Genomic DNA, 21,372 nt, shown 5'->3' on the forward strand with positions numbered 1-21,372 from the left:
AATCTGCCGATACTAAAAAAGGGAAGAATATACGCATTTTTTTACAGGAGGCACGATGGCTATTGATCGAATTAATGATACGGCTGCGATGAACTCAGCCCGGGTGGAACGTGCCCCGGGAGCAGAACGCACCCTTCGTGACAATGAAACCGAAAGAGCACGTCAGGAACGCGAAACCGAAGAAACCGAATCCCGGAATAATCAGGAAGAGCGGACAAATAACAATGAGGTTGATACCTCTGCATAAAGCGAATAGGGGTCATTTTGGGGATGTTATGGTTGAGAGAGACGGGAAACTACCCTGAAGGCATTTCCCGTCTTCTTTTTTTGTCACAACAGATAATTCCCTCTTCATTTTTTTACTGCCATACCGGAGGGAAGCAGTGGTTCACACATAAGTGAAACCCCTTCGCTTTCGGCAGCGGTAAAGGATGCTGTATTTCCCAGAACGGTGATCGCCGTATTTTCCTGATCCAGGATTTTTTGTGCGATTGCTTTGATATTTCCTGGAGTAGCCGAGAGTATCGCCTCCCGCAACGCTCCCCGGTATTCGCGGGTCCTTCCCCCCAAAAGAGCGATGGTTTCTCCAAAACCTCTTGAATGGGGCGATTTGGGTTTGTCTATTTTGCCGATTGTACCGATGATGCTCTGATCCACCGACTGTTCTTCAATACCTTCAGCAGCCTGTTTCAGTCCTTCGATAAAATTATTCAGGGTTTTCGACACATTGGGGTCGCGATACGAACCGCAGGTAAATACCGGATGGACCGGGGAGAAGGCCGACATGCCGCCGTAAGCGCCGCCTTCAACGCGGATTTTATCCCACAAAAAGCCTGTTGACAAATTGCGGGAAAGCAGCGAAAGCAGTCCGGCCTCCTCCGGCGTTATCGACTGGAGTTGCCAGGCCTGTGCAACAAAGTTGACCGATGCACTTATTTCGATTCCTTTCCGGGCGGTGACCGGTTCGGCGGTCGCGACAGGCTTCGGTGATTGTGGGACGCCGGTGGGAAGACGGCCGATCAGAGACTCGAGCTGCGCGGTGTGTCTGGATGGATCATCGGCGGTAACGGATATACAGCAGGTGTCCTGTGAGATCAGCGCCGAATGAAGTGCCTGCACTTTTTCCGCCAGGGCATCGATGTTCTCTTCCCGTACCAGACTGTTGAGAAATCTCAACTGAAAAATACCGTCAATTCTTTCGTTAATCCATTCCGATCTGCACAGGCTTGCGGATGCATTAGTCATGGCGTAGATATGTCCTGCACTGATAATCGATGCATTGAAATCATTGCGTGATTCGTAGAGAAGATCGCGCAAAAGCTTTTTGTCTGTCAGGTCGGGTGTTGTAAAAATATCGGAGAACACTCCCATCATATCATCCGATTTGGCGACAAGCGCTTTTCCATGAAGGAAAAATCGGAGTGACAGGTCGGTTGTGCTCTGCGCCTTTGTCTGACAGAGTACCGAACTCGAGATTCCTCCGGTAGCCAGCGATACCCGGGTCGCCATTGCTTCATAGTTCAATCCGCCGGCGCCACAGTGCGTTAAGAGTTCGGAATAGAGCGGAAGGAAAGGAAGAAGCGCTTCGTCGATATGCGAATAATCGAACCCGATATCAACATATACGATTCCTGCTGTAAACTGAGGGTGCATATAGACAGGAACCGTTGAAAGCTCTATTTGCTCGACAGGAACGATTTTATTTTCCCGGGGGAGATCGTTTTTGTTCAGGTGGGGTAATTTTGCCAGTCCTTCGGGTGACGGCGGCTTTTTTTGCTGCTCGATTAATTTAGTCGTAAGGTCATGATATTTTTTCCTGTCCCTTTCATCGAACCCTCGGGTCAACTCTTCAACATGTGTACGGGTTTGCTGTTCGAGTTCTTTTCCCTTTGCCGATGATGCTTTTATAATTGCCGACAACCGATGAGTATTTTCGAGAAGCATGGTGCGAATTTTATTACCGAAAAATTCGGCCTGCCCTGCAGGGTCCGATTTGATCTTTGCAAGATTTTTTTCAAAGGTCAGATGGGTCAGAGGGTCTTTATCGTATAACCACGAACGATAACACCGGTCGGCCAGCCTGAGATTGTAGGGGAAATGACCTCCGGTGATTTCCCTGAGACGGAATTCGGTCTGGCGAACCGCTCCCTCCAGAATGTCTTTGTCAAGCCCCTGATCAACCTGTTTTTTCAGTGTGTCCATAACGAGGTCGGTTATTTTCCGGGCATGTTCCGGGCGGGTCTTCCGTAACCCCGCCGCAAATACGCCGTGGATTATCTCCGAATCAAATCCCGAAATGTCATCGAGGTCCTCCCCGAGTCCCGAATCGATCAGCGCCCGACGGAGCGGAGAACTCTGGGTTCCAAGTAAATATCGCGAAATAATTATGCCGCTGAGGTAATCCACCGGATCGAATGAATTGCCGAACAGCCAGCATATTGCCACTGTCGCAGTTCCATCATCCTCTTCCGGCGCCGGAGCCTCGATTTCTATCTGTTGTGGTGACTTCCATAAAGGCTGCTCCTGTATTGTTGAGTTTACCGGTAAGGCCTCGTAGCCGCCCAGATAATTTTCCTGAAGGAATTTCAGGGTCTTTTCAGAAGGCATATTACCATAGAGAAAGATGAATGAATTAGAAGGATGATAAAAACGTTTGTGGAATTCACGCCACTGATCGATCGTAAGATCGGTGATACTCTCGGGTTCTCCGCCGCTTTCATAGGTGTAGGTTGTGTCGGGAAGCAATGCCGACATTGTTTTACGGTGAACATGACTGGAAAAATCCGAAAAAACACCTTTCATTTCATTGTAGACAATCCCCTTGATATCGATAGGGCCCTCGGGATCGGTGATATCATAATGCCATCCTTCCTGAAAAAAGGTCGTGTCGGTAAGCAGGGGATTGAATACCGCATCGCAGTAAACATCAACAAGATTGTAAAAATCTTTCTCTACCTGTGAAGACACCGGGTAGACGGTTTTGTCGGGATAGGTAAGGGCATTGAGAAATGTCTGAAGCGAACCTTTGAGAAGCTCCTGGAAAGGATCCTTGATCGGAAATTTTTTCGAGCCGCCCAGTACCGAATGCTCCAGGATATGGGGAACCCCCGTATTGTCGGAGACCGGCGTGCGGAATGCTATCGAAAACAGATTATCGGGATCTTCGTTATACAAATGAACGAGGCGGGCTCCGGTTTTCTGATGATTGAAAAGAACCGCTTCGGATCTGAGTTCGGGTATGGGCTCTACTTTGATGATTTCAAAGCCATTGATTACCCGGCCCGGGGTGAGTTGCTGACTGATCATTATCATCTCCTTTATTTAAATAGTCGGTGAAAATTTCACATTTTCCATATCGGAATGGTTATTTTTGATAGATGCATTCAATCTGTCTTTTTTCAAATTATAAAAAGGCCCAAGGTTAAAATACTATGGAACCATTCATTCTCGCTGCACTGATCATTCTGATTATATTGACATCGATTCTTATTTTTAAAAAACAAACAAACAAAGACTTTCCCTCTCAATTCGATGCCAGTTTGAATGAAAAATTTCTTTCCTTTCAGACCGAGTTGAATAAGTCTCTGGCAAGTACCCGTGAAGAAGTTGTTCGGTCCAAAGATATGGTTTCGGACCATGCCCTGAAAACGCTTCAGACAATCAAAGATATGGGGGGGACTATTCATAAAATCGTCCAGCAGCAGGAAAATGCACAGAAACTCGGTCAGTCACTTAAAGATCTGCTTGCTGCACCGAAATTACGGGGCAATTACGGCGAGACTATCCTCGAAGAGATGCTTGACAGAATACTTCCGCAGGGGATATGGGAAAAACAGTACCTTGTTGATGGGCGGGAGCGGGTCGATGCGGCTATCCTCTATCGGGATATTGTCATTCCTATCGATGCCAAATTTCCCCGTGACGATTATCAGCGATACCTGAGTGCTTCAACCGAGGCTGAAAAAAGCAAGTGCTGGCGGGATTATGAGAATGCCGTTCGTATTCAGATTAGAAGTATCGGGACCAAGTATATCAAACCCGAAAAAGGGACCGCCGAGTTTGCGCTCATGTTTATACCTTCGGAGGCTATTTACTACGAAACTATCGCAGAAAAAAATCATCTGGGCGACAGTTCGAGACTCTATGAGTATGCACAGCAGAATAACGTCCTTCCGGTAAGCCCCAATACCTTTTATGCTTTTTTACAAATAATAATTTACGGTGTCAGAAACATCGAGATAATCAAGAGTGCCAAAAAACTTCAAAACCAGCTCAAACAGATGCAGAAGTCTTTTGACGGATTTTATAAAAAATATGAAGATATCGGAAAGAATCTTACCAAAGCATCCGAATCATTCCGCATTGGGGATGATCATATCCTTCGGTATAAACAAAGACTCGACAACGCAGTGAAACTCGAAGTAAAGAACGATGAAGAGAAAGCTCTTCCCGAAGAAGGGGACGAATAGATTCGGCATGAACCTGATTCTTCTGTTCAATGAGGATTTTATCGATAAGGGGCGAGTCTGCCTGAAAGGCCGCCGGGCACAGCACCTTCTTTCAGTAAACCGGTGCTCGGTTGGCGATTCGATGCGGGTGGGTATCGAGAATGGTGACATCGGGACCGGCCTGGTTATTAATGTTGAGAAGGTGCGTATAGAGCTGGAGGTTACCCTCCGGATAATGCCTCCACCACCGATACCGCTGACCCTGTTACTTGCACTTCCCCGCCCAAAAGCTCTCAAACGGATTATTCAGGCAGCGACGGCAATGGGTGTCAAAAAGATTTTTATCCTGGGATGCCGGCATGTCGAAAAAAGTTACTGGTCGACACCCGTTCTTACAAAGGAGAACCTGCGCCGTCATATGATCCTGGGGCTCGAGCAGGCCCAGGATACGGTGATGCCCCGCATACAACTCCGTCAATGGTTCAAGCCCTTTGTTGAAGATGAACTCAAGACAATTGCCGAAAAAACAACAGCTCTGGTTGCTCAGCCGGACGCCGGGACAGTATGCCCCCGGGGATGTAAAAATCCTGTTACCCTGGCAATCGGTCCCGAACGGGGATTCATCCCCTATGAAATTGAGAAATTGAAAGAAGTGGGGTTCACTCCCGTTTCACTTGGCCCCAGGATCCTGCGGGTCGAGCATGCCGTGCCGGCGTTGATCGGACGAATGATGTGAGGAAGAGAGAGAGTGAATTAGGAGAGTAGATGATTTCGGGTTTTCGACTTCCGACACTTCGGCAGCCCTTCGGCCACACTCAGTGTATCGCGTTCGACCTTCGACCGTGCCGGCTTACCTTTCATTCCCGATTGCATCTTTGACACTGAGGAAAAATTCTTTATCCTTGTCATGGGTTAAAAGACCGGCGACATCGCCCTTATCGATCCATCGGGCCTCGGGGTTATGGGGATCTGTCGGCTCGAGCGTCATCTGGGAAGTCATAAAGAGATGCATCATAATCGTTTTCAGTTCCGATTCATCATCACCGCCATCCTTACCGATTCTATAGCGGTCGTAGCTTCCGAGGTATTTAACGTGCTGAAGGTCGGTGATGCCGCTCTCTTCTTCAATCTCCCGCATGGCTGCGGCGAGGGGGTCTTCATCGGGTTTGATATGCCCCTTGGGGAGCGACCATGAATTGCGGTTCTGATTGACAACCAAAACATTGTCGTCCTTATTGACAACGACTCCTCCTGCACTCCTGGTATGCATCTGCATAGGTGGCCCTTTAAATTTAATTATGAAAACAGCGTATATACAATCTGGGCGACGGCTTATCCGGAATACCGGAAAGGGCATGTTCCACGCGGCAGAATGGGGGGTAAGCCTGGGCCGAAATTTCTAATTTGAATCGGTGCGCTGAGAAAGCTCGCTGATTTCATCCCGTAGATGAGCGGCATCCTCGTATCGCTCTTCATTGATGGCTCTGTCCAGTTCCTGTTTGAGACGATCCATCTCTGAGAGGGGCGGAGCCTCTTCCCCGTTTTCATCCGTTTTTTTCTGAATCGCTTCTTCGGAAATAATCTCGGATGCTTCATCCATGACTTTTTCACCAACAAAGACCGGTGCGGAAAATCGGAGTGCCAGGGCAATGGCGTCGCTCGGACGGGAATCGATTTCAAGCGAATTGCCCTTCTGCTCCAGAACGAGCTTGCCGTAAAATGTGTTGTCGATTAAATCACACACTTCAACCCTCATCAATTTGCAGTCAACCTGATCAAGAACATTCTTGAAAAGGTCATGGGTAAGCGGACGGGGAAATTTTTCATTGTTCAACTGGCCGGCAATAGAACGGGCTTCGAGTATGCCCACAAAAATTGGGAGTGTTCGGTTGCCATCCCGCTCCTTAAGGAAGATGACAAAGCCGTTATTGGAGAACGCTACTGTGTTAACTTCAACGGCAATCATAATGCTACAACTCCGGATTTGCGAGATTTATAAAGGTTCAGCTTCGATAGTCTGGGAACGGTCGGGCCCCACTGAAACGAGCAGCGGGGGAGTGTCATAACAGAGTTCCCTTATTTTATTAATATACTTTATTGTATTCTCCGGAAGATCGGCAAGGGTTTTGCACTGTGCTGTCTGCTGCTTCCACCCCGGAAGCGTCTCGTATATGGGCCGTGCTTTTTCGAGTGTTTGGAGATCTGATGGAAAGACCTGTGTCTTTTTACCGTTTATTTCGTAGTGCGTACAAACGTTGATCTCATCGAGATGATCAAGAACATCAAGTTTGGTCAGGGCCAGACGGGTTATACCGTTGAGTTGGATCGATTTTCGTATCATGACAGCATCAAACCAGCCGCAACGGCGGGGACGCCCCGTGGTGGCTCCGTACTCTCCGCCGTGCTTACGGATCAGTTCGCCGGTTGCATCTTCAAGTTCGGTAGGAAAAGGTCCGTTGCCAACCCGGGTGGTGTATGTTTTGACAATCCCGATCACATGGTCGATCAGGCAAGGGCCGATACCGGAACCGGTACATGCCGATCCTGCAACAGTATTCGATGAGGTCACAAAAGGATAGGTTCCATGATCGATATCAAGAAATGTACCCTGTGCGCCTTCAAAAAGAAGCTGTTTCCCCTCTCCCGTAGCGGTATAAATATACTCGGAAGTATCTGCCAGAAAGGGAAGCAACCGTTCTCGTATCTTCCGGAAATCTTCGATAGTTTTGTCGAGGTCCAGATCAAAGGGCATGGTATAGAAAGCATCGAAAAATTTCTTTTTATGGTCGAAATTGGCTTTCAGAAGGTCGATAAAGGTGTCCCAGTTTTTCAGATCGCCGGTGCGTATACCGCTTCGATGAGCTTTATCGGCATAGGCCGGACCGATTCCCCGGCAGGTAGTACCGATCTTGCCGCCCTCTTTAAGCATCTCCGATGCCTTATCTTCCAGTTTGTGGTACGGAAGCACCATCTGGGCTTTATCTGAAACGAAAAGACGGCCGATAACATTGATGTTTTTTTCGGTCAATTCATCGACTTCAAGCAAAAACTGCTCGGCGTCAAAAACAACGCCATTGCCTACAATGCAGACCTTGCCGGGATACATTATCCCCGATGGAACCATGTGAAAAACAAATTTGTCGCCATCAACGATAACCGTGTGTCCTGCGTTAGCTCCCCCTTGGAAGCGAATAATCAGATCGGAACGCTCGGTAAGGTAATCGATAACCTTTGCCTTGCCTTCATCACCCCACTGAGTTCCGACAACGATAACATTTGCCATTTTTTTCCCTCTTAAAATAAAACACCACTCATTTTCGCAGTGGATGAGTGGCTTGACAAAATAGATGTACTCTCAAGTAACTTTAAAAACTATGTTTTGGAACTAATACGAGTCAATGCCGCCCGTATATTATTTTTAAAACTTTTACTCGCTATGATTTTGTCACTCTTCATTTTTCTGAAAGTTCTTGTTTTTATATGAATATCGATAATCCGCTGATTATTCAAAGTGACAGCACCCTCCTTCTTGAAGTAAATAATCCCCGATTCACCGAAGCTCGCGATGCGATCAGTATATTTGCTCATCTGGAAAAAAGCCCCGAATACATTCACACGTATATGATAACGCCTTTATCGCTGTGGAACGCATCTTCTCTGGGGATTAGTTCAGATGATGTCGTGGGGCGGCTGGAAGAGTTTTCCAAATATCCTGTGCCGGGCAATGTGTGCCAGGATGTCCGGGAACTCATGGGGCGTTATGGTAAATTCGTTTTAAAAACCAGCGACAACCGGCTGGTGCTTAAAGCGAGTAATGCGCAACAGTTGAATCATCTTACCGCACATCCGAAAATAGCTCCATTGGTGGGAGAGAAAGTGGGGACCGATGAAATCGTTGTTCCCGGTCAGAATCGGGGTATACTCAAACAGTGTTTCATCCAGATCGGCTTTCCGATAAATGACCAGGCCGGGTATGTTGACGGTGCTCCCTATGATGTAGAACTCAGAGAAACGAGCAGAGACGGTACTTCCTTTTCTGTCAGAACGTATCAGCAACAGGCTGCAGAGAGCTTTATCGGCGACAGCTCGACTTCCGGGGGGAGTGGAGTGGTTGTTCTTCCCTGCGGTGCCGGAAAGACCGTGGTCGGACTCTATGTCATGGCGCTATTGAAACGCCGGACCCTTATTCTGGTTACCAGCATTACCGCCGCACGGCAATGGAAAGAAGAAATTCTGGATAAAACCGATCTTACCGAAGAGAGTATCGGAGAGTACAGCGGAGAAACAAAAGAGATCAAACCCATAACTCTTGCAACATATCAGATTCTAACTTACCGCAAGAAAAAGACCGAAGATTTTTCCCATTTCAAGCTCTTCAATCAGGAAAACTGGGGATTGATAATCTACGATGAAGTCCATTTACTTCCGGCTCCTGTTTTCAAATTCACCGCCGATATTCAGGCTCGCCGCCGGTTAGGTCTGACGGCCACCCTGGTGAGGGAAGACGGGCATGAAGAGGATGTTTTCTCTCTGATCGGACCGAAAAAATACGATATTCCCTGGAAAGATCTGGAGCGGCAGGGGTGGATAGCAACGGCAAAATGCGTTGAAATCAGAGTCGACCTGCCGTCATCGGAAAAACTCAAGTACCTCTCCTGTACTTCCCGGGAGCAAATCCGTATGGCATACGAGAATCCTTATAAAATGCCGGTCGCCCGGGAACTGCTCGATAAACATAAAGACGATCAGGTGCTTATCATGGGACAATACCTGTCCCAGCTCGATGAGTTCTCGGCTGAATTCGATGCCCCGCTTATTACCGGCGCCACACCCAACGCAAAAAGGATTACCCTTTACGAACAGTTCAAAAAAGGGGAGATAAAACAGCTCATTCTGTCGAAGGTCGGTAATTTTGCCGTCGATTTGCCCGATGCAAATGTGGCTATCCAGGTCTCCGGGTCCTTCGGATCCCGTCAGGAGGAAGCACAGCGCCTTGGAAGAATCCTGCGGCCCAAGAAAAAGGAGGAGCAGGCAACGTTCTATTCAATCGTTACCCGGGAATCCCGAGAACTGGATTTCGCCATGAAACGGCAACTCTTTCTCACCGAACAGGGGTACTCCTATGATATCCAATATCGGGAACTGGAGTAAAATCTTAATTTTTAATAAATAGGAATTGTTCCTGCAACAGCGAACGGCTTTTCTCGAGGCAGGTGAGACCGGATTTTTCTCCCATTGCAATAACTTCATCTGCAGTACGCGGCCAGACCATGGAGCCGTTGATTTTTCGCAAATCGGTGTACAGGGTTGGTGGAGATGAGGTGAGAAAGATATGCCCTCCTCGCTTGAGCGGAGCGATTATGCTCTTCAGGAACCGTCGGGCGTCTTTTTGATATTCAAGGATTCCGGCGGCGAAAATCAGATCGATGGCTTCGGGTTTCATCGGAAGAAAATAACCATCGGCCTGCACTGCCCGGGATTTAAACCGCTCTCTCATATGATAGAGCATGCTGAATGAAAGATCGACACCGATATAATAATTGCCGAATGGAATTATCTCGATACCGTTACCGGTACCACAGCCGATATCGAGTATAGCAATTTTTTTCATTGCAAACCGGGAGAGCATATTCAACGCATTATTGTTTTCTCCAGAAAGGATAATGGAGAGCGGCCATAATTTACGGAGAATATGATATGCCGGCGCTTTCAATTCCCAGAGGTCGATAAGACAAAATCCTTGCTAAAAGCTTACGAAGAAGCTGGTGCCTTTTGCTTCCGGCTGTTTTTAAAAAACCTGACCGCTTCTTCAACAAAGTTCATATCTACACAGGTATTATAACATGGTCCGTAGGGACGGTCGTTGAGGACACCATATACCGGAATCGGATAAACATCCAGAATTCCAAAGGTAAGATCGCGTTCGCATGCTACCGCAACAATGCCGTCGGGTCTGAACTGTTTTACCTTTCGTACAGCAAGAGTCCCCCCGTTGACCACGTCAATTTTCAGCCCGTACTTATCTCCCAGCTCAAGAAGTTCTGCAACAGGACACCGTTTGCAGCGGGCACAATTGTTTATATCATTGGTGATTTTGCGATTGCAGACATCGATTTGGAGACAGTGGGGAAGCAGAACAAGGACCCGGTTGCTTTTGATCCTCTTTGCCTGGGCGATAGTCAGCGCATTGTTTACTTTGACAAATGAAGTCCGGAGTTTGCTCTTTTTAATTCCGAACAGTTTACTCAGCATCTCTGCGATTGGAAAAAGCACGGTCACTGTTAATGCAGGTTTGCCGTGAGGATAGAGAAGGTCGATACCGGTGAGTGAGGTGATCGTAATCAGGGCAAGCCCCACACCCAAAACGGTAACAAAGAGTACGAATAAACTCAGGACGACAATGTCGAATCCGGTGTTTTCCAGCCGGGGAAAGATCAGATAATAGATAACCGATCCCAGCGCAGCGAAAATAACATAGCTGAGCCAGCATAACGATAAAAACGTCAGTTTTGTCCAGGCCGAGCGCCAGTTGTAGCGAGTTAATTCTGATTTTTGCACTGCTGCGCCGAGTGGTAATGAGAAAGACATTGCAAATACGCCTTAGACAGCGATATTTTCAACACCTTTTACTTCGGGAATACGGGATTTCAGTATACGTTCAACACCCATTTTAAGGGTCATGGCGGCACCGGGACAGCCGGCACAGGCACCCTGAAGGCGAACCTGAACAATGCCGTCATCGGTCACATCAACCAGTTCGATATCTCCACCGTCTGCCTGAAGATTCGGTCTGATCTCATTGATGATTTCCTGCACTTGTTCTTTCATAATAAAATCCTTCTCAATTTAATTTTTTCCTCTAACCTGCTATCTATTAATGTATTAAAATAAATAATCGTATCATGTTTGAGCTTCATAATAATATAGTATTCCACCCTCCGGTTATGCATTAATCAGCACAATGCCATCAAATTCACCAGCCCTGAATGGTCCTCTCATTTTCTTCGATTAAGGGGTTCCTTTATTTGGATTAATTGAATTTGTTTGTCGTTTATGACTTTGTGGCCTACAATAGCTTTAATTAGACCGCTCCCCAGAGTTTTATAATAAATTTTTGAGAATAAGCTAAAGGAATGCATTTTTATGCCGATATATGTATTAGGAGAAAATGTAGAATGATTAAAATTGAAAAATAGCCATAAAAAAAGGCAAAGATTGGACAAATCTTTGCCTTGGGGATGTATGGAAAGAGAAACGGCATTTTCTCTATACTCATAGTATCGGCGGAATTTAAACAGGAATTTAGTTTTTTTATTATGATTTCAGAAATTTCTCAATTTCGTTCTCTTAATACTGCTGAAATGGCTTCCCGGCGATCGCGCAAGCAGGACGATTCGGCCGGAAAAAAAGAGTCGAAAGGGGCTGAAACAAAAAGCAGTTCTTCCACCATCAGAAATGATCTGATCCAATCGGTAAAATCCCGCATCAAAAAGGGATACTATAATTCAGATATGGTTGTCGATGATCTCAGCGATTCCTTTGCGCAGGCCTTTAATTTACGTATCTGACATTCCTTTCCTTCGCTCTTCGTGCAGACGTTCTCTTCCTCCGGGTATTCTAAATTTAATTAAATCATTGTTTTAATTCTTGACTTGCCTTTTAAAGCAAAGTACAATTTAGACTCTATATATTATTCTATTACCTCAATACTCAATCAGGAGAGCTTTATATGGAGCACCGCTACTTGCGAGTAAATCTTTTCACGGTAAGTTTAATTGTTGCAGCGCTTTGCTTTTCATGTGCAAAAAAGACAGGGGACACCTTTTATCCTGTGGCAAATATCGTGGTTGGTGAATGTAAAGTTATTCCTGAAGGCGGAGAAGAGCAGGTTGTCGAAAAAGACATGCAGATTAAACCCGGTGATGTCCTCATTATTCCATCCAAAGCGAAATTGAAACTGACATTGAGCAATGAGAATAGTATTTACCTCAACGAAAATACCGAATTGAGTGTCGAGACAATGGACAAAGCCGACGGCAACAGGTATCTCCATTTGAATTTTTCAAAAGGTGATGTCTTTGCGGTGTTGAATAATATGGCTGCCCTCTCCAGTTCATTTTCCATATCGACGGGAAACGCGGCAATTTCTTTAGAAGAAAACGCCCACTTTGCCGTATATCATGAAGAAAACAAAACGATGATAATTTCACTGAGCGGCCGGTTGAGTTGTACTCCGCGACAGGGTGATGATTTTAATCTTTCTCCCTGTCAGAAGGCTTTAGTTGACAATTCGGGCGTTTTAAAAACGGACGTGGCTAAAGTTGATAAAGAACATCTCGTGGCATGGGTAAGTGAGTCGGTAGTCGGTGCATCGCTGGCACATTCGGGCTGTGAACCGATTTCCCGTCAGGCCGAGAACCTTCCGCCTATATGGCTCGAAGAACCTCAGACGTCAGCCACCGTCGGGAAAATATACCGGGATACCATTTTTGCTCAGGATCCAGAAAGCACCCGGATCGTTTTCAGCCTGATTGAAGGACCGGTGGAGATGAAGGTCGATTCTTTTTCCGGAGAATTAAGCTTTAAACCCTCTAAAGCCGGTGCGTTTTCTGTGGTGCTGCGGGCCAGTGATGAGCAGGGGGCTTCCGATGATTTCAGGTACGATCTTGTTGTTGATGAACAGGAAGCGCAATTGCGGGCCAGTCTCTTCTGTTCAAAACAGGTATCACCCGGTGATGCGGTAACCATCGATGCTTCACGATCAAAAAATAAACCCGAGGGCCCCGAAGAACTCATGTACCGTTTTGATGTGAATGGAGATAATAAATGGGATTATCCTTCCGATGGTACGTATGGAAAAAAGGCCGCAATTAAACATACCTATAAAGAGCAAGGCGAGTATCGGATTAAAGTACAGATCAAAAACGCTCAGGGCAAAACCGCACAGGCGACTCGCAAAATTATCGTCAACAGCCCTCCGGTCGCACAAATTTCAGTTAAACCATCATCAGGAACAATCGGCACCGAGTTTGTATTCAGCGCCGAAAAGAGCACCGACGGCACTGATCCGCTGGATGAGCTGACTGTCCGGTGGGATTTTGACGATGACGGGGTTTGGGATTATCCCGGAGAGAATGGTTTTGCAAAGGAGAAAACGGCCACCTGGTCCTGGGACAACCAGGGAGACTATGTCGTTACCTGCGAGGTGCGTGACCGGTATGGTGCAGTATCCTCGACAAAAATTACCGTAACCGTCAGCGAAGCACTGGAGATCAAATCGCTTGCCGGTCCCGATTCCGCGAGTGTGGGCAGTGACGTTTCGTTTGTATGCAATCTGGTTACTACCGACACGGCCGGCATTACCTATGCCTGGGATTTCGATGGTGATAAAAAGGTGGAGAAAAAAGGACCTGAACCAAAAGCCGCAACGAGCTTTGAAAAGGAAGGGAACTATACCATAACCTGCACGGTTACCGATAAAAAAGGCAGGATTGCAGAAAAATCCAGGACTGTTTCCATTACCAATGCACCACCGAGTGTTGATGCAAAAGGACCGTATCGTGTTCAGGTGAATTCGATGCTTTCAGTCAACGGCACTGCATCCGATCCCGACAACAGCATTGTTTCCTACTCATGGGATTTTGACAATGATAATAAGGCCGACTGGTCGTCATCAACAAATTCCCGGGCAAGCTATACCTACAAAAACGCCGGAGAACACATGGCGAAATTGACGGTTAAATCCGATGATGGAAAGACTGCGCTTGACTCGACGAAAGTTGTGGTTGTTAATGATCCGCCGCGCGCATTTGCGGGTAAAGATATTCTTTCACGGAGAAAACGAAAGATACTGCTTAAAGGAAGCGGGAAAGATGTCGATGGAAAGATTGCGAAATATGAGTGGGATTTTAACGGAGACGGCACATTTGACTGGTCATCCAATGATACGGGCTATGTCGAGCATGAATTCGATGCATTCTCCACTGCGATTTTAAAAGTTACCGATAGTGACGGTGAAAGCGCTTCTGATACGATCCGGATAATTATCTGCCCCGATGGTATGGAACCGGTCGATGAGGCGGGGAAATTCTGTATCGATGAATATGAGTGGCCGAATAAACGCAATGAAGAGCCGCTTAATAAAGTTACCTACGAACAAGCCCGAGCAAAATGTGCAAGTGTGGGGAAAAGATTGTGTACCGCCGAAGAATGGGAAGCTGCCTGTTCGGGAGGGGGTAGGAAAAATAATATCTATCCCTACGGAACCAAGTACGATGTGGAAAAATGCAATACCCTCGGTAACAGCTGGAGTGATAACAAACCAACAAAATCCGGCAAATATCCCGATTGTAAGAGCCGTTACGACGTTCTGGATATGAGCGGCAACTATGCAGAATGGACCGCCGGCGGCAATGAAAAAAGCGCATATGTGTATGGAGGATCGTGGCAGAGCAAGGAAAAAGACAGTCAATGTACTTCGCGTGTCCTACTTTCGAAGGACACGAAGTATTTTTATGTCGGATTCCGATGCTGCAAATAATATTAAATAAAATCAAACTATTCTATTCTGCCAAAAACAGATGGTGGGTGCCGCTTGTTGCCGGACTTATGTACGGCATCACGCTGCCCCCCTTTAATCATCATACCCATCCGTTGCTGTTCCCCTTTCCCTTTTTCAGTTTTATCGTCTTTATACCTCTCTTTTTCTTTGCTACACAGCAATCGCTGAAACGGTCGGTTATTCACTCCTATCTTTTCGGCATTACGGCATCCCTTGCCCAGTTTTACTGGATAGCAAATGTCGTAGCCGAAGGCTTGTGGCATCTGATTTTAATCGGCCTCGGACTTATGTCCCTCGTGGTGGGATTGAATTATCTAGCAGCGGGTGTCCTGTTCCGGTTCACCACCAGAAGATTCGGTAATTTTGCCTATCTCCTCTTTCCTTCTCTTTGGGTAATGATCGAATATTTCAGGAGCATTACCGAAATTGCATTCCCCTGGGCATTGCTTGGCTATTCTGTTGCGCCGGTGCTTCCCCTGGCTCAATTATCCTCGGTAATCGGAGTCTACGGTTTCTCTTTCCTGTTGATGCTGGGAAATATGGTTTTGTGGAGGCTTATAAAGGGTATCGATAACGGAGGGTTAAAAAAGAGGATTCTGTGGGCCCCGGTGATTTTTGCGGCCGGTATCCTGATCGTCTCGGTGGGCGGTTCTCTCCGGCTCGCACGGGCACCCGAAAGTGAAAAGAGCCTCAAGGTTGGTCTCCTGCAGACCAATATCAATCAGAACCAATGGGGCAACCGGTCGCTCGATACCTCCTTTGCCATTACTGAATCGTTAACCTACAAGGCCGCTGAGCAGGATCCCGATCTTATCATTCTACCCGAAAGCGCACTTCTTTGTTACCTGCCCCGACGACGATCGCTGAAAGACCGGGTGTATGCATGGAGAGATTCGGTAAAAATCCCGATGATCATTGGAACACTGAACTGGGAGCCTGCCCCAAAAAACTCTTACTACCGCCGGTTTGTATATAACGCCGCGCTGTACCTCGATTCAACGGGCAGCGATTTCGATTTGTACTATAAAATTAAACTGGTTCCATTCAGCGAGGCCATGCCTTTCGAGCATATCGTGCCTATTCTGAGCCGGGTAAATCTGGGTGAAGCCGATTTTATGCGAGGAAAAGAATACAGTCTCTTTGAAATAGAGGGCAATTACAAGGCTGCACCGTTTATCTGTTATGAAATTATCTTCCCGGGCTTTGTCCGGAAGCGAATTGCTGAAGGTGCGTCGCTTTTGATCAATATTACCAACGACGGCTGGTTCGGCAGGTCCTCTGCGCCCTTTCATCATGCAGCAATGGCGCGCATGCGCTGTATCGAAAACGGCATTCCTCTGGCTCGATGCGCCAATTCCGGTATCAGCATGATCGTCGATCAGTACGGGCGGGTACGTGAAAAGACAGGGCTTTATGAACGGGGGGTCCTGGTCGGCGAAGTCCCCCTCGGTCACCGTCCTACATTCTACACCCGATTCGGAGACTGGCCCGTGGTTTTTTCTTTTCTGGTTATTCTCGTCGGCCTGGGGCTCCTGATTAACTCAATGAGAAGAAAAACCGAAGGCCCCTAGGCTTGTCGGAATTATTCGTTCGCCGTGAAGGCGCCGAGGCCTGAAAAGCCCGTTTCGACTCACCGGATTCTTTATTTCCATGATATATATTATTGAACATTAAATTGCCTATTACTGTTTCACAAGTGCTATTTTTGTCAAAGAGGCCGTACAATGCTCGATATTCAATTTATTAGAGAAAACCCCGATAAGGTAAAACAGGCATCCCTTAATAAAAAGGACCCGGCAGATATCGAAAGCATTCTCGAGTTGGATCGTAAGCGACGCGAGATTATCTATGAAGTCGAACAGTTGAAAAGCCTGCGAAACAAAAAGTCTCAGGAAATTGCCCTGTTAAAAAAAGAAAAGAACGATGCATCCGGGATTCTCAGTGAAATGAAAACGGTCTCGGAACAAATCAAAAATTTTGACACTGATCTGAAAACCATTGAAGATGACATTCGTGCAATAGCGATCAAGATCCCCAATGTTCCTCATGAAACGGTTCCTCATGGTGCAAGCGAAGAAGACAATGTTGTTGTAAGTGAGTGGGGAGAGGAGCCTTCCTTTAAATTTACCCCGAAAGATCATCTGGAGCTTGGTGAATCGCTTGGGCTTTTTGATTTTACCCGTGGCGCAAAAATCAGCGGGGCCGGGTTCCCGCTCTATAAAGGCGCCGGGGCATTGCTTGAACGCGCCCTTATCTCCTTTTTTCTCGATACCCATGTGACCAAAAACGGCTATACCGAAATATTTCCTCCTTTCCTTGCCAACGAAGAGAGTCATTTCGGGACCGGGCAGTTACCCAAATCCGCCGATCAGATGTATTATATCGGCGAAGACCGGCTTTTCTGTATTCCTACCGCTGAAGTTCCGGTGACTAATATTCATCGGGGCGAGATATTCAACGAAGAGCAGCTTCCGGTAAAATACTGTGCCTATAGCGCTTGCTTTAGAAGAGAAGCGGGTTCCTACGGGAAAGATACCAAAGGATTTCTGCGATTGCATCAGTTCAACAAAGTTGAGATGGTAAAGTTTGTTGTTCCCGAAAATTCCTATGATGAACTCGAGAGTTTGCGGGAAAATGCCGAAGGTATTTTACAGGCACTGGGCCTGAAATACCGGGTGCTTGCCTTATGTGATGCCGATCTTTCTTTTGCTGCGGCAAAATGCTATGATCTTGAAGTATGGGCTCCGGGGGAAAAGAAATTCCTCGAAGTTTCTTCGTGCAGCAATTTTGAAAGCTTTCAAGCGCGGCGTATGAATATCCGATACAAACCCGGGGAGGGCGGGAAACCGCGGTATATCCATACACTCAATGGATCTGGTGTTGCGACTGCCAGGATTCTGGTAGCCCTGCTCGAAACATACCAGACCTCCCGGGGAACCATCCGTATACCCGAAGTACTTCAACCATATATGCGCGGTGTAAAAGAAATACAGTCATCGTGAGAAAATTTGTAAAGAGACATTTCCCGGCACAGGCGCTTTACCCGTTTTTTATGCGCTTAAGGAGCTTCACGGGGAAGCATTTCTTTCTTTTCCTCTGTTTTGGCGGACTCCTCTGGTATGCGCTTTTTACCCGGCAAATTATCGGTCAGATACGAAAAGATTCGGTAAGGGTAACCCAGACCTATGCTGAATTGATCAAAACTGCTCTTTCACAGCGAATGAATAATCAGGAGATCGAGGTAATCTTTCAGGAAGTGATTCAAAAGCTCCATTTTCCAATTATTGTTACCGATACCTCGTGGCGACCGATTATCTGGAAAAATATTACCACAGGGCCTCTCTGGAATCGTGAGCATATCGCTCCCAATGATACAGCAGCCATATCAAAAGAAGAAATCAGAAAGAAAATTGAAGATTTCAGGGCCACCTATGAACCGAAACCGATTATTATCCACGAAACAGGAACAAAAATCGGTTACCTGGTCTATAGTAACAGTGACCGTCTGAAAACTCTTGAGTGGATGCCCTTTCTGGAGATAGGGCTGGTTGTTGCGGTGATGCTTTTAGCCTATCTTGCCTTTCACAGTGTGAGGGTAACCGAAAGGAGCAATCTCTGGGTAGGATTGGCAAAGGAGACGGCCCATCAGCTGGGTACCCCGATATCGTCACTGATGGGGTGGGTTGAATATCTTGAAGCTGCACCTGAAGGCGAGGATGGGCCTGAACCCGAAGAGCTCATTGGCCAGGTTGGGAAAATTTGCGGGAATATGAAAGGTGACCTGATACGGTTGAGAAAAATTACCAACCGGTTCAATCAGATCGGTTCGGTTCCCGACCTGTTTCCCAGTAATATTAACAAAGTTGTTGAAGATGCCATGCAGTATTTCAGCGCCCGGCTCCCTGTGCTGGGAAGAAAAATAGAGATTCAAAAAGATTTCGGTGTGCTTCCGGAAGTTCCCTGCAATCGTGATCTAATGGAGTGGGTCATCGAAAATCTTCAAAAAAATGCCCTCGATGCGATACGGTCACAAAACGGATTGATCGAACTTAAAACCGAATATATTTCGGATAATAAAATGGTCAGGATTATTCATAAGGACAATGGTAAAGGCATTCAATGGGAAGATCGTAAGAAAGTATTTTCTCCGGGGTATACCACTAAAAAGAGGGGATGGGGACTCGGCCTTACGCTGGCAAAGCGTATTGTTGAGGACTATCATAATGGATTGATTTATGTCCATTGGTCTCAGAAGGGGAAAGGTACTATTTTTCACATTGATTTGCCGGTGCGCCGGACGACATAGTTTTTACAAGGAGTAGATACTGATGGGTGGTCGTAAAAAAGTACTATGGGTTGATGATGAAATCGAGTTTCTGCGTTCGCATATAATGTTTCTCGAGACACGGGGTTACAGCGTGATCCCGGTGTTCAGCGGTGATGATGCTCTCCATGTGCTTACCGAAAAACCGGGGAAATTCGATCTTGTTCTTCTCGATGAACAGATGCCCGGGAAAGACGGGTTGACCACTCTGGAAGAAATCAAGGAAATGCAGCCCGATCTTCCGGTCGTCATGGTGACGAAGAGTGAGGAAGAACGGCTTATGGAAGATGCTTTCGGGCGCAAGATTGACGGGTACCTTACCAAGCCGGTTAATCCCTCTCAGATACTTTCGGTATGTAAAAGACTCCTCGATTCACGGCAGATAATGTCGACGCAGATCAATCAGCGATTTGTACGCGATTATTCAGAAAATCGGGTTGCCCTCTCCAGCACTATGGATGCCCGCCGGTGGATACGCCTGTTCAATAATTTAACAAAATGGGATCTTGAGCTGCAGAATGTAGAGGATGAAGGATTACGTCAAACCCATGCCGGTCAGCGGTCCGATTGCAATGCCGTATTTGCCGAATTTATTACCGAACATTATCCTGCCTGGGTCAAAGGAAATAAGAATCCTCCGCTCATGTCGGCCGATATCGTCGAAAAAGTGCTCTTTCCCCGTCTTCAGGATGATAAAAAGGTGTTTTTTATTGTTCTTGATTGCATGCGTCTGGATCAGTACTATGCGATCGAACCACTGCTCAGGACATACTATTCAATTCAGCGGGGATGCTATTTTTCTTTACTTCCCACATCAACTCCCTTTGCCCGGAATGCCCTGTTTGCGGGGATGTATCCACAGGAGATTTCGGAACAATATCCAAAGCTGTTCAAAGACCTCGATGAGGAAAGCGATGCCCATAACAAGTATGAGAAAAAAATGCTTGCCGAGAAACTCAAAAGTCTTGGAATGAGCGTAAAGCGGGATTATCCCTTTGAAGTAATAAAGAACACCCGCGATTCGCAGAAAGTTCTGCGCAATATTCCATCCTATAAAAAACATCCATTGGTGACAATTGTTGTCGATTTTGTGGATCTTCTCGCCCATTCCCGCTCCACATCGACAATACTCAAGGAAATTGCACCTGATGAGACCGCATTTCGTTCGTTGACCTCTTCGTGGTTTCAGTATTCAAACTTGTTTCAGATACTCCGGGAACTTGCGCGCAAGGACTGTACCGTCATATTAACAACCGACCATGGGAGCACGTTCTGTACCCGTGGCACCGAAGTATACGGGGTCGAAAGTCTGGCAAAGAATCTCCGTTATAAATACGGACCCAAAGTAACCAGCGATGAACGTCATTCGATTTTTCTTTCGGATCCCACCGTCTATAGATTACCGGTTGTAGCGGAAGAAAACAATTGTATCATTGCAAAGGAAAATTATTACTTTGTTCATCCTGATAAATTTGAGAATTACCAGGAACAGTACCAGAACAGCTTTCAGCATGGCGGCGTTTCGATGGAAGAAATGATTATTCCGCTGGCAATTATGGAGCCCAAAGATGCCGGCAAGTTCTGAGCACCTGTTTATACAACACCGAGAAATTACATAAAGCGATGAGTGTAACGACCCGTTCTGCTGATGATACCCGTTCTCTGGGCGCCAAAACGGCTGCAAAAGCCCGGGTAGGTGAGACCTATGCACTTATCGGTGAGTTGGGGGCGGGTAAGACCGAATTTGTCAGGGGATTTGTTGATTATCTCAATCCACAGGTAAAAGTGCAGAGTCCCTCATTTACAATTCTTCGCACCTATCAGACCAGATCGTTTCCGGTCTACCATTTTGATTTTTATCGCCTTTCTCATCCGGATGAACTCATTGAGATCGGCTTTGCGGATTATGTCGGGGCCGATGGCGTCTGTCTGATCGAATGGGCCGACAGATTTCCCGAAGTTTTGCCTGAAGATGTACGTACGATCCGCTTTTCCGATCGGGGTGATGATATTCGTGAGATTGAGGTAGCGTAGCGTGT

General features: G+C 46.7%; 18 protein-coding genes. 11 read left to right on the forward strand and 7 right to left on the reverse strand.

Annotation, left to right across the window (positions count from 1 at the left end; all coding sequences use genetic code 11):
* Nucleotides 1–55 precede the first annotated feature (55 nt).
* The gene (locus GF401_03035; protein ID MBD3344017.1) at nucleotides 56–247 is read left to right on the forward strand and encodes a hypothetical protein; all 192 of its coding nucleotides are present in this window, start codon (nucleotides 56–58) and stop codon (nucleotides 245–247) included.
* Between the two features lie 104 nt (nucleotides 248–351).
* On the opposite strand, the gene GF401_03040 is transcribed toward GF401_03035, so the two are convergent.
* Entirely contained in the window at nucleotides 352–3,312 is a 2,961-nt protein-coding gene (locus GF401_03040) for a hypothetical protein (protein ID MBD3344018.1), read from the reverse strand.
* A gap of 119 nt (nucleotides 3,313–3,431) precedes the next feature.
* On the opposite strand from GF401_03040, the gene rmuC reads away from it, so the two are divergent.
* Entirely contained in the window at nucleotides 3,432–4,469 is a 1,038-nt protein-coding gene (gene rmuC, locus GF401_03045; GenBank protein MBD3344019.1) for a DNA recombination protein RmuC, read from the forward strand.
* A 7-nt stretch (nucleotides 4,470–4,476) separates the two neighbouring features.
* Nucleotides 4,477–5,184 carry a 16S rRNA (uracil(1498)-N(3))-methyltransferase gene (locus GF401_03050; protein ID MBD3344020.1) on the forward strand — a complete coding sequence of 236 codons (708 nt, stop codon included), beginning with the start codon at nucleotides 4,477–4,479 and terminating at the stop codon, nucleotides 5,182–5,184.
* Nucleotides 5,185–5,298: 114 nt separating this feature from the next.
* On the opposite strand, the gene GF401_03055 is transcribed toward GF401_03050, so the two are convergent.
* From GF401_03055 to GF401_03065, 3 genes are read right to left on the reverse strand one after another with little or no spacing between them, the layout of a single operon-like run.
* Complete coding sequence (locus GF401_03055; protein ID MBD3344021.1) at nucleotides 5,299–5,805, reverse strand: NUDIX domain-containing protein; 507 nt, start codon at nucleotides 5,803–5,805, stop codon at nucleotides 5,299–5,301.
* Between the two features lie 42 nt (nucleotides 5,806–5,847).
* Entirely contained in the window at nucleotides 5,848–6,414 is a 567-nt protein-coding gene (locus tag GF401_03060) for a hypothetical protein (GenBank protein MBD3344022.1), read from the reverse strand.
* Nucleotides 6,415–6,441: 27 nt separating this feature from the next.
* Nucleotides 6,442–7,731, reverse strand: a complete 1,290-nt coding sequence (locus tag GF401_03065; GenBank protein MBD3344023.1) for an adenylosuccinate synthase — start codon at nucleotides 7,729–7,731, stop codon at nucleotides 6,442–6,444.
* 197 nt (nucleotides 7,732–7,928) lie between these two features.
* Here GF401_03065 and GF401_03070 point away from each other — a divergent pair, with 197 nt between their 5' ends.
* Entirely contained in the window at nucleotides 7,929–9,599 is a 1,671-nt protein-coding gene (locus GF401_03070; protein ID MBD3344024.1) for a helicase, read from the forward strand.
* Between the two features lie 4 nt (nucleotides 9,600–9,603).
* On the opposite strand, the gene GF401_03075 is transcribed toward GF401_03070, so the two are convergent.
* The 3 genes from GF401_03075 to GF401_03085 all read right to left on the reverse strand — a co-directional run bounded on the left by GF401_03075 (nucleotide 9,604) and on the right by GF401_03085 (nucleotide 11,276).
* On the reverse strand, nucleotides 9,604–10,077 hold the full coding sequence (locus GF401_03075; protein ID MBD3344025.1) for a methyltransferase domain-containing protein: 474 nt from the start codon (nucleotides 10,075–10,077) through the stop codon (nucleotides 9,604–9,606).
* A 122-nt stretch (nucleotides 10,078–10,199) separates the two neighbouring features.
* Entirely contained in the window at nucleotides 10,200–11,036 is an 837-nt protein-coding gene (locus tag GF401_03080) for a DUF116 domain-containing protein (GenBank protein MBD3344026.1), read from the reverse strand.
* 12 nt (nucleotides 11,037–11,048) lie between these two features.
* The gene (locus GF401_03085; protein MBD3344027.1) at nucleotides 11,049–11,276 is read right to left on the reverse strand and encodes a NifU family protein; all 228 of its coding nucleotides are present in this window, start codon (nucleotides 11,274–11,276) and stop codon (nucleotides 11,049–11,051) included.
* Between the two features lie 488 nt (nucleotides 11,277–11,764).
* On the opposite strand from GF401_03085, the gene GF401_03090 reads away from it, so the two are divergent.
* The 7 genes from GF401_03090 (at nucleotide 11,765) to tsaE (ending at nucleotide 21,367) form a co-directional block, all read left to right on the forward strand.
* The gene (locus GF401_03090) at nucleotides 11,765–12,016 is read left to right on the forward strand and encodes a hypothetical protein (GenBank protein MBD3344028.1); all 252 of its coding nucleotides are present in this window, start codon (nucleotides 11,765–11,767) and stop codon (nucleotides 12,014–12,016) included.
* 161 nt (nucleotides 12,017–12,177) lie between these two features.
* Nucleotides 12,178–14,988: a PKD domain-containing protein gene (locus GF401_03095; protein ID MBD3344029.1), complete on the forward strand. Its 2,811-nt coding sequence runs from the start codon at nucleotides 12,178–12,180 to the stop codon at nucleotides 14,986–14,988.
* Nucleotides 14,919–16,580: an apolipoprotein N-acyltransferase gene (gene lnt, locus GF401_03100; protein ID MBD3344030.1), complete on the forward strand. Its 1,662-nt coding sequence runs from the start codon at nucleotides 14,919–14,921 to the stop codon at nucleotides 16,578–16,580. The genes GF401_03095 and lnt overlap by 70 nt, the downstream gene beginning before the upstream one ends.
* A gap of 153 nt (nucleotides 16,581–16,733) precedes the next feature.
* Entirely contained in the window at nucleotides 16,734–18,011 is a 1,278-nt protein-coding gene (gene serS, locus GF401_03105; protein ID MBD3344031.1) for a serine--tRNA ligase, read from the forward strand.
* Nucleotides 18,008–19,315, forward strand: coding sequence for a two-component sensor histidine kinase (locus GF401_03110; GenBank protein MBD3344032.1), 1,308 nt, complete (start codon nucleotides 18,008–18,010; stop codon nucleotides 19,313–19,315). The genes serS and GF401_03110 overlap by 4 nt, the downstream gene beginning before the upstream one ends.
* A gap of 22 nt (nucleotides 19,316–19,337) precedes the next feature.
* Complete coding sequence (locus GF401_03115) at nucleotides 19,338–20,918, forward strand: PglZ domain-containing protein (GenBank protein ID MBD3344033.1); 1,581 nt, start codon at nucleotides 19,338–19,340, stop codon at nucleotides 20,916–20,918.
* Between the two features lie 38 nt (nucleotides 20,919–20,956).
* Nucleotides 20,957–21,367 (forward strand): tRNA (adenosine(37)-N6)-threonylcarbamoyltransferase complex ATPase subunit type 1 TsaE, encoded by a 411-nt coding sequence (tsaE, locus tag GF401_03120; protein MBD3344034.1) that lies wholly within the window; start codon nucleotides 20,957–20,959, stop codon nucleotides 21,365–21,367.
* Nucleotides 21,368–21,372 lie beyond the last annotated feature (5 nt).

Source organism: Chitinivibrionales bacterium, from assembly GCA_014728215.1.
Lineage (GTDB): Bacteria > Fibrobacterota > Chitinivibrionia > Chitinivibrionales > WJKA01 > WJKA01.

Coding starts and splice junctions, on each gene's coding strand:
- GF401_03035 (MBD3344017.1), top strand. CDS start 56: ATGGCTATTGATCGAATTAATGATACGGCTGCGATGAACTCAGCCCGG.
- GF401_03040 (MBD3344018.1), bottom strand. CDS start 3,312: ATGATAATGATCAGTCAGCAACTCACCCCGGGCCGGGTAATCAATGGC.
- rmuC (MBD3344019.1), top strand. CDS start 3,432: ATGGAACCATTCATTCTCGCTGCACTGATCATTCTGATTATATTGACA.
- GF401_03050 (MBD3344020.1), top strand. CDS start 4,477: ATGAACCTGATTCTTCTGTTCAATGAGGATTTTATCGATAAGGGGCGA.
- GF401_03055 (MBD3344021.1), bottom strand. CDS start 5,805: ATGCCCTTTCCGGTATTCCGGATAAGCCGTCGCCCAGATTGTATATAC.
- GF401_03060 (MBD3344022.1), bottom strand. CDS start 6,414: ATGATTGCCGTTGAAGTTAACACAGTAGCGTTCTCCAATAACGGCTTT.
- GF401_03065 (MBD3344023.1), bottom strand. CDS start 7,731: ATGGCAAATGTTATCGTTGTCGGAACTCAGTGGGGTGATGAAGGCAAG.
- GF401_03070 (MBD3344024.1), top strand. CDS start 7,929: ATGAATATCGATAATCCGCTGATTATTCAAAGTGACAGCACCCTCCTT.
- GF401_03075 (MBD3344025.1), bottom strand. CDS start 10,077: ATGCTCTCCCGGTTTGCAATGAAAAAAATTGCTATACTCGATATCGGC.
- GF401_03080 (MBD3344026.1), bottom strand. CDS start 11,036: ATGTCTTTCTCATTACCACTCGGCGCAGCAGTGCAAAAATCAGAATTA.
- GF401_03085 (MBD3344027.1), bottom strand. CDS start 11,276: ATGAAAGAACAAGTGCAGGAAATCATCAATGAGATCAGACCGAATCTT.
- GF401_03090 (MBD3344028.1), top strand. CDS start 11,765: ATGATTTCAGAAATTTCTCAATTTCGTTCTCTTAATACTGCTGAAATG.
- GF401_03095 (MBD3344029.1), top strand. CDS start 12,178: ATGGAGCACCGCTACTTGCGAGTAAATCTTTTCACGGTAAGTTTAATT.
- lnt (MBD3344030.1), top strand. CDS start 14,919: ATGTACTTCGCGTGTCCTACTTTCGAAGGACACGAAGTATTTTTATGT.
- serS (MBD3344031.1), top strand. CDS start 16,734: ATGCTCGATATTCAATTTATTAGAGAAAACCCCGATAAGGTAAAACAG.
- GF401_03115 (MBD3344033.1), top strand. CDS start 19,338: ATGGGTGGTCGTAAAAAAGTACTATGGGTTGATGATGAAATCGAGTTT.
- tsaE (MBD3344034.1), top strand. CDS start 20,957: ATGAGTGTAACGACCCGTTCTGCTGATGATACCCGTTCTCTGGGCGCC.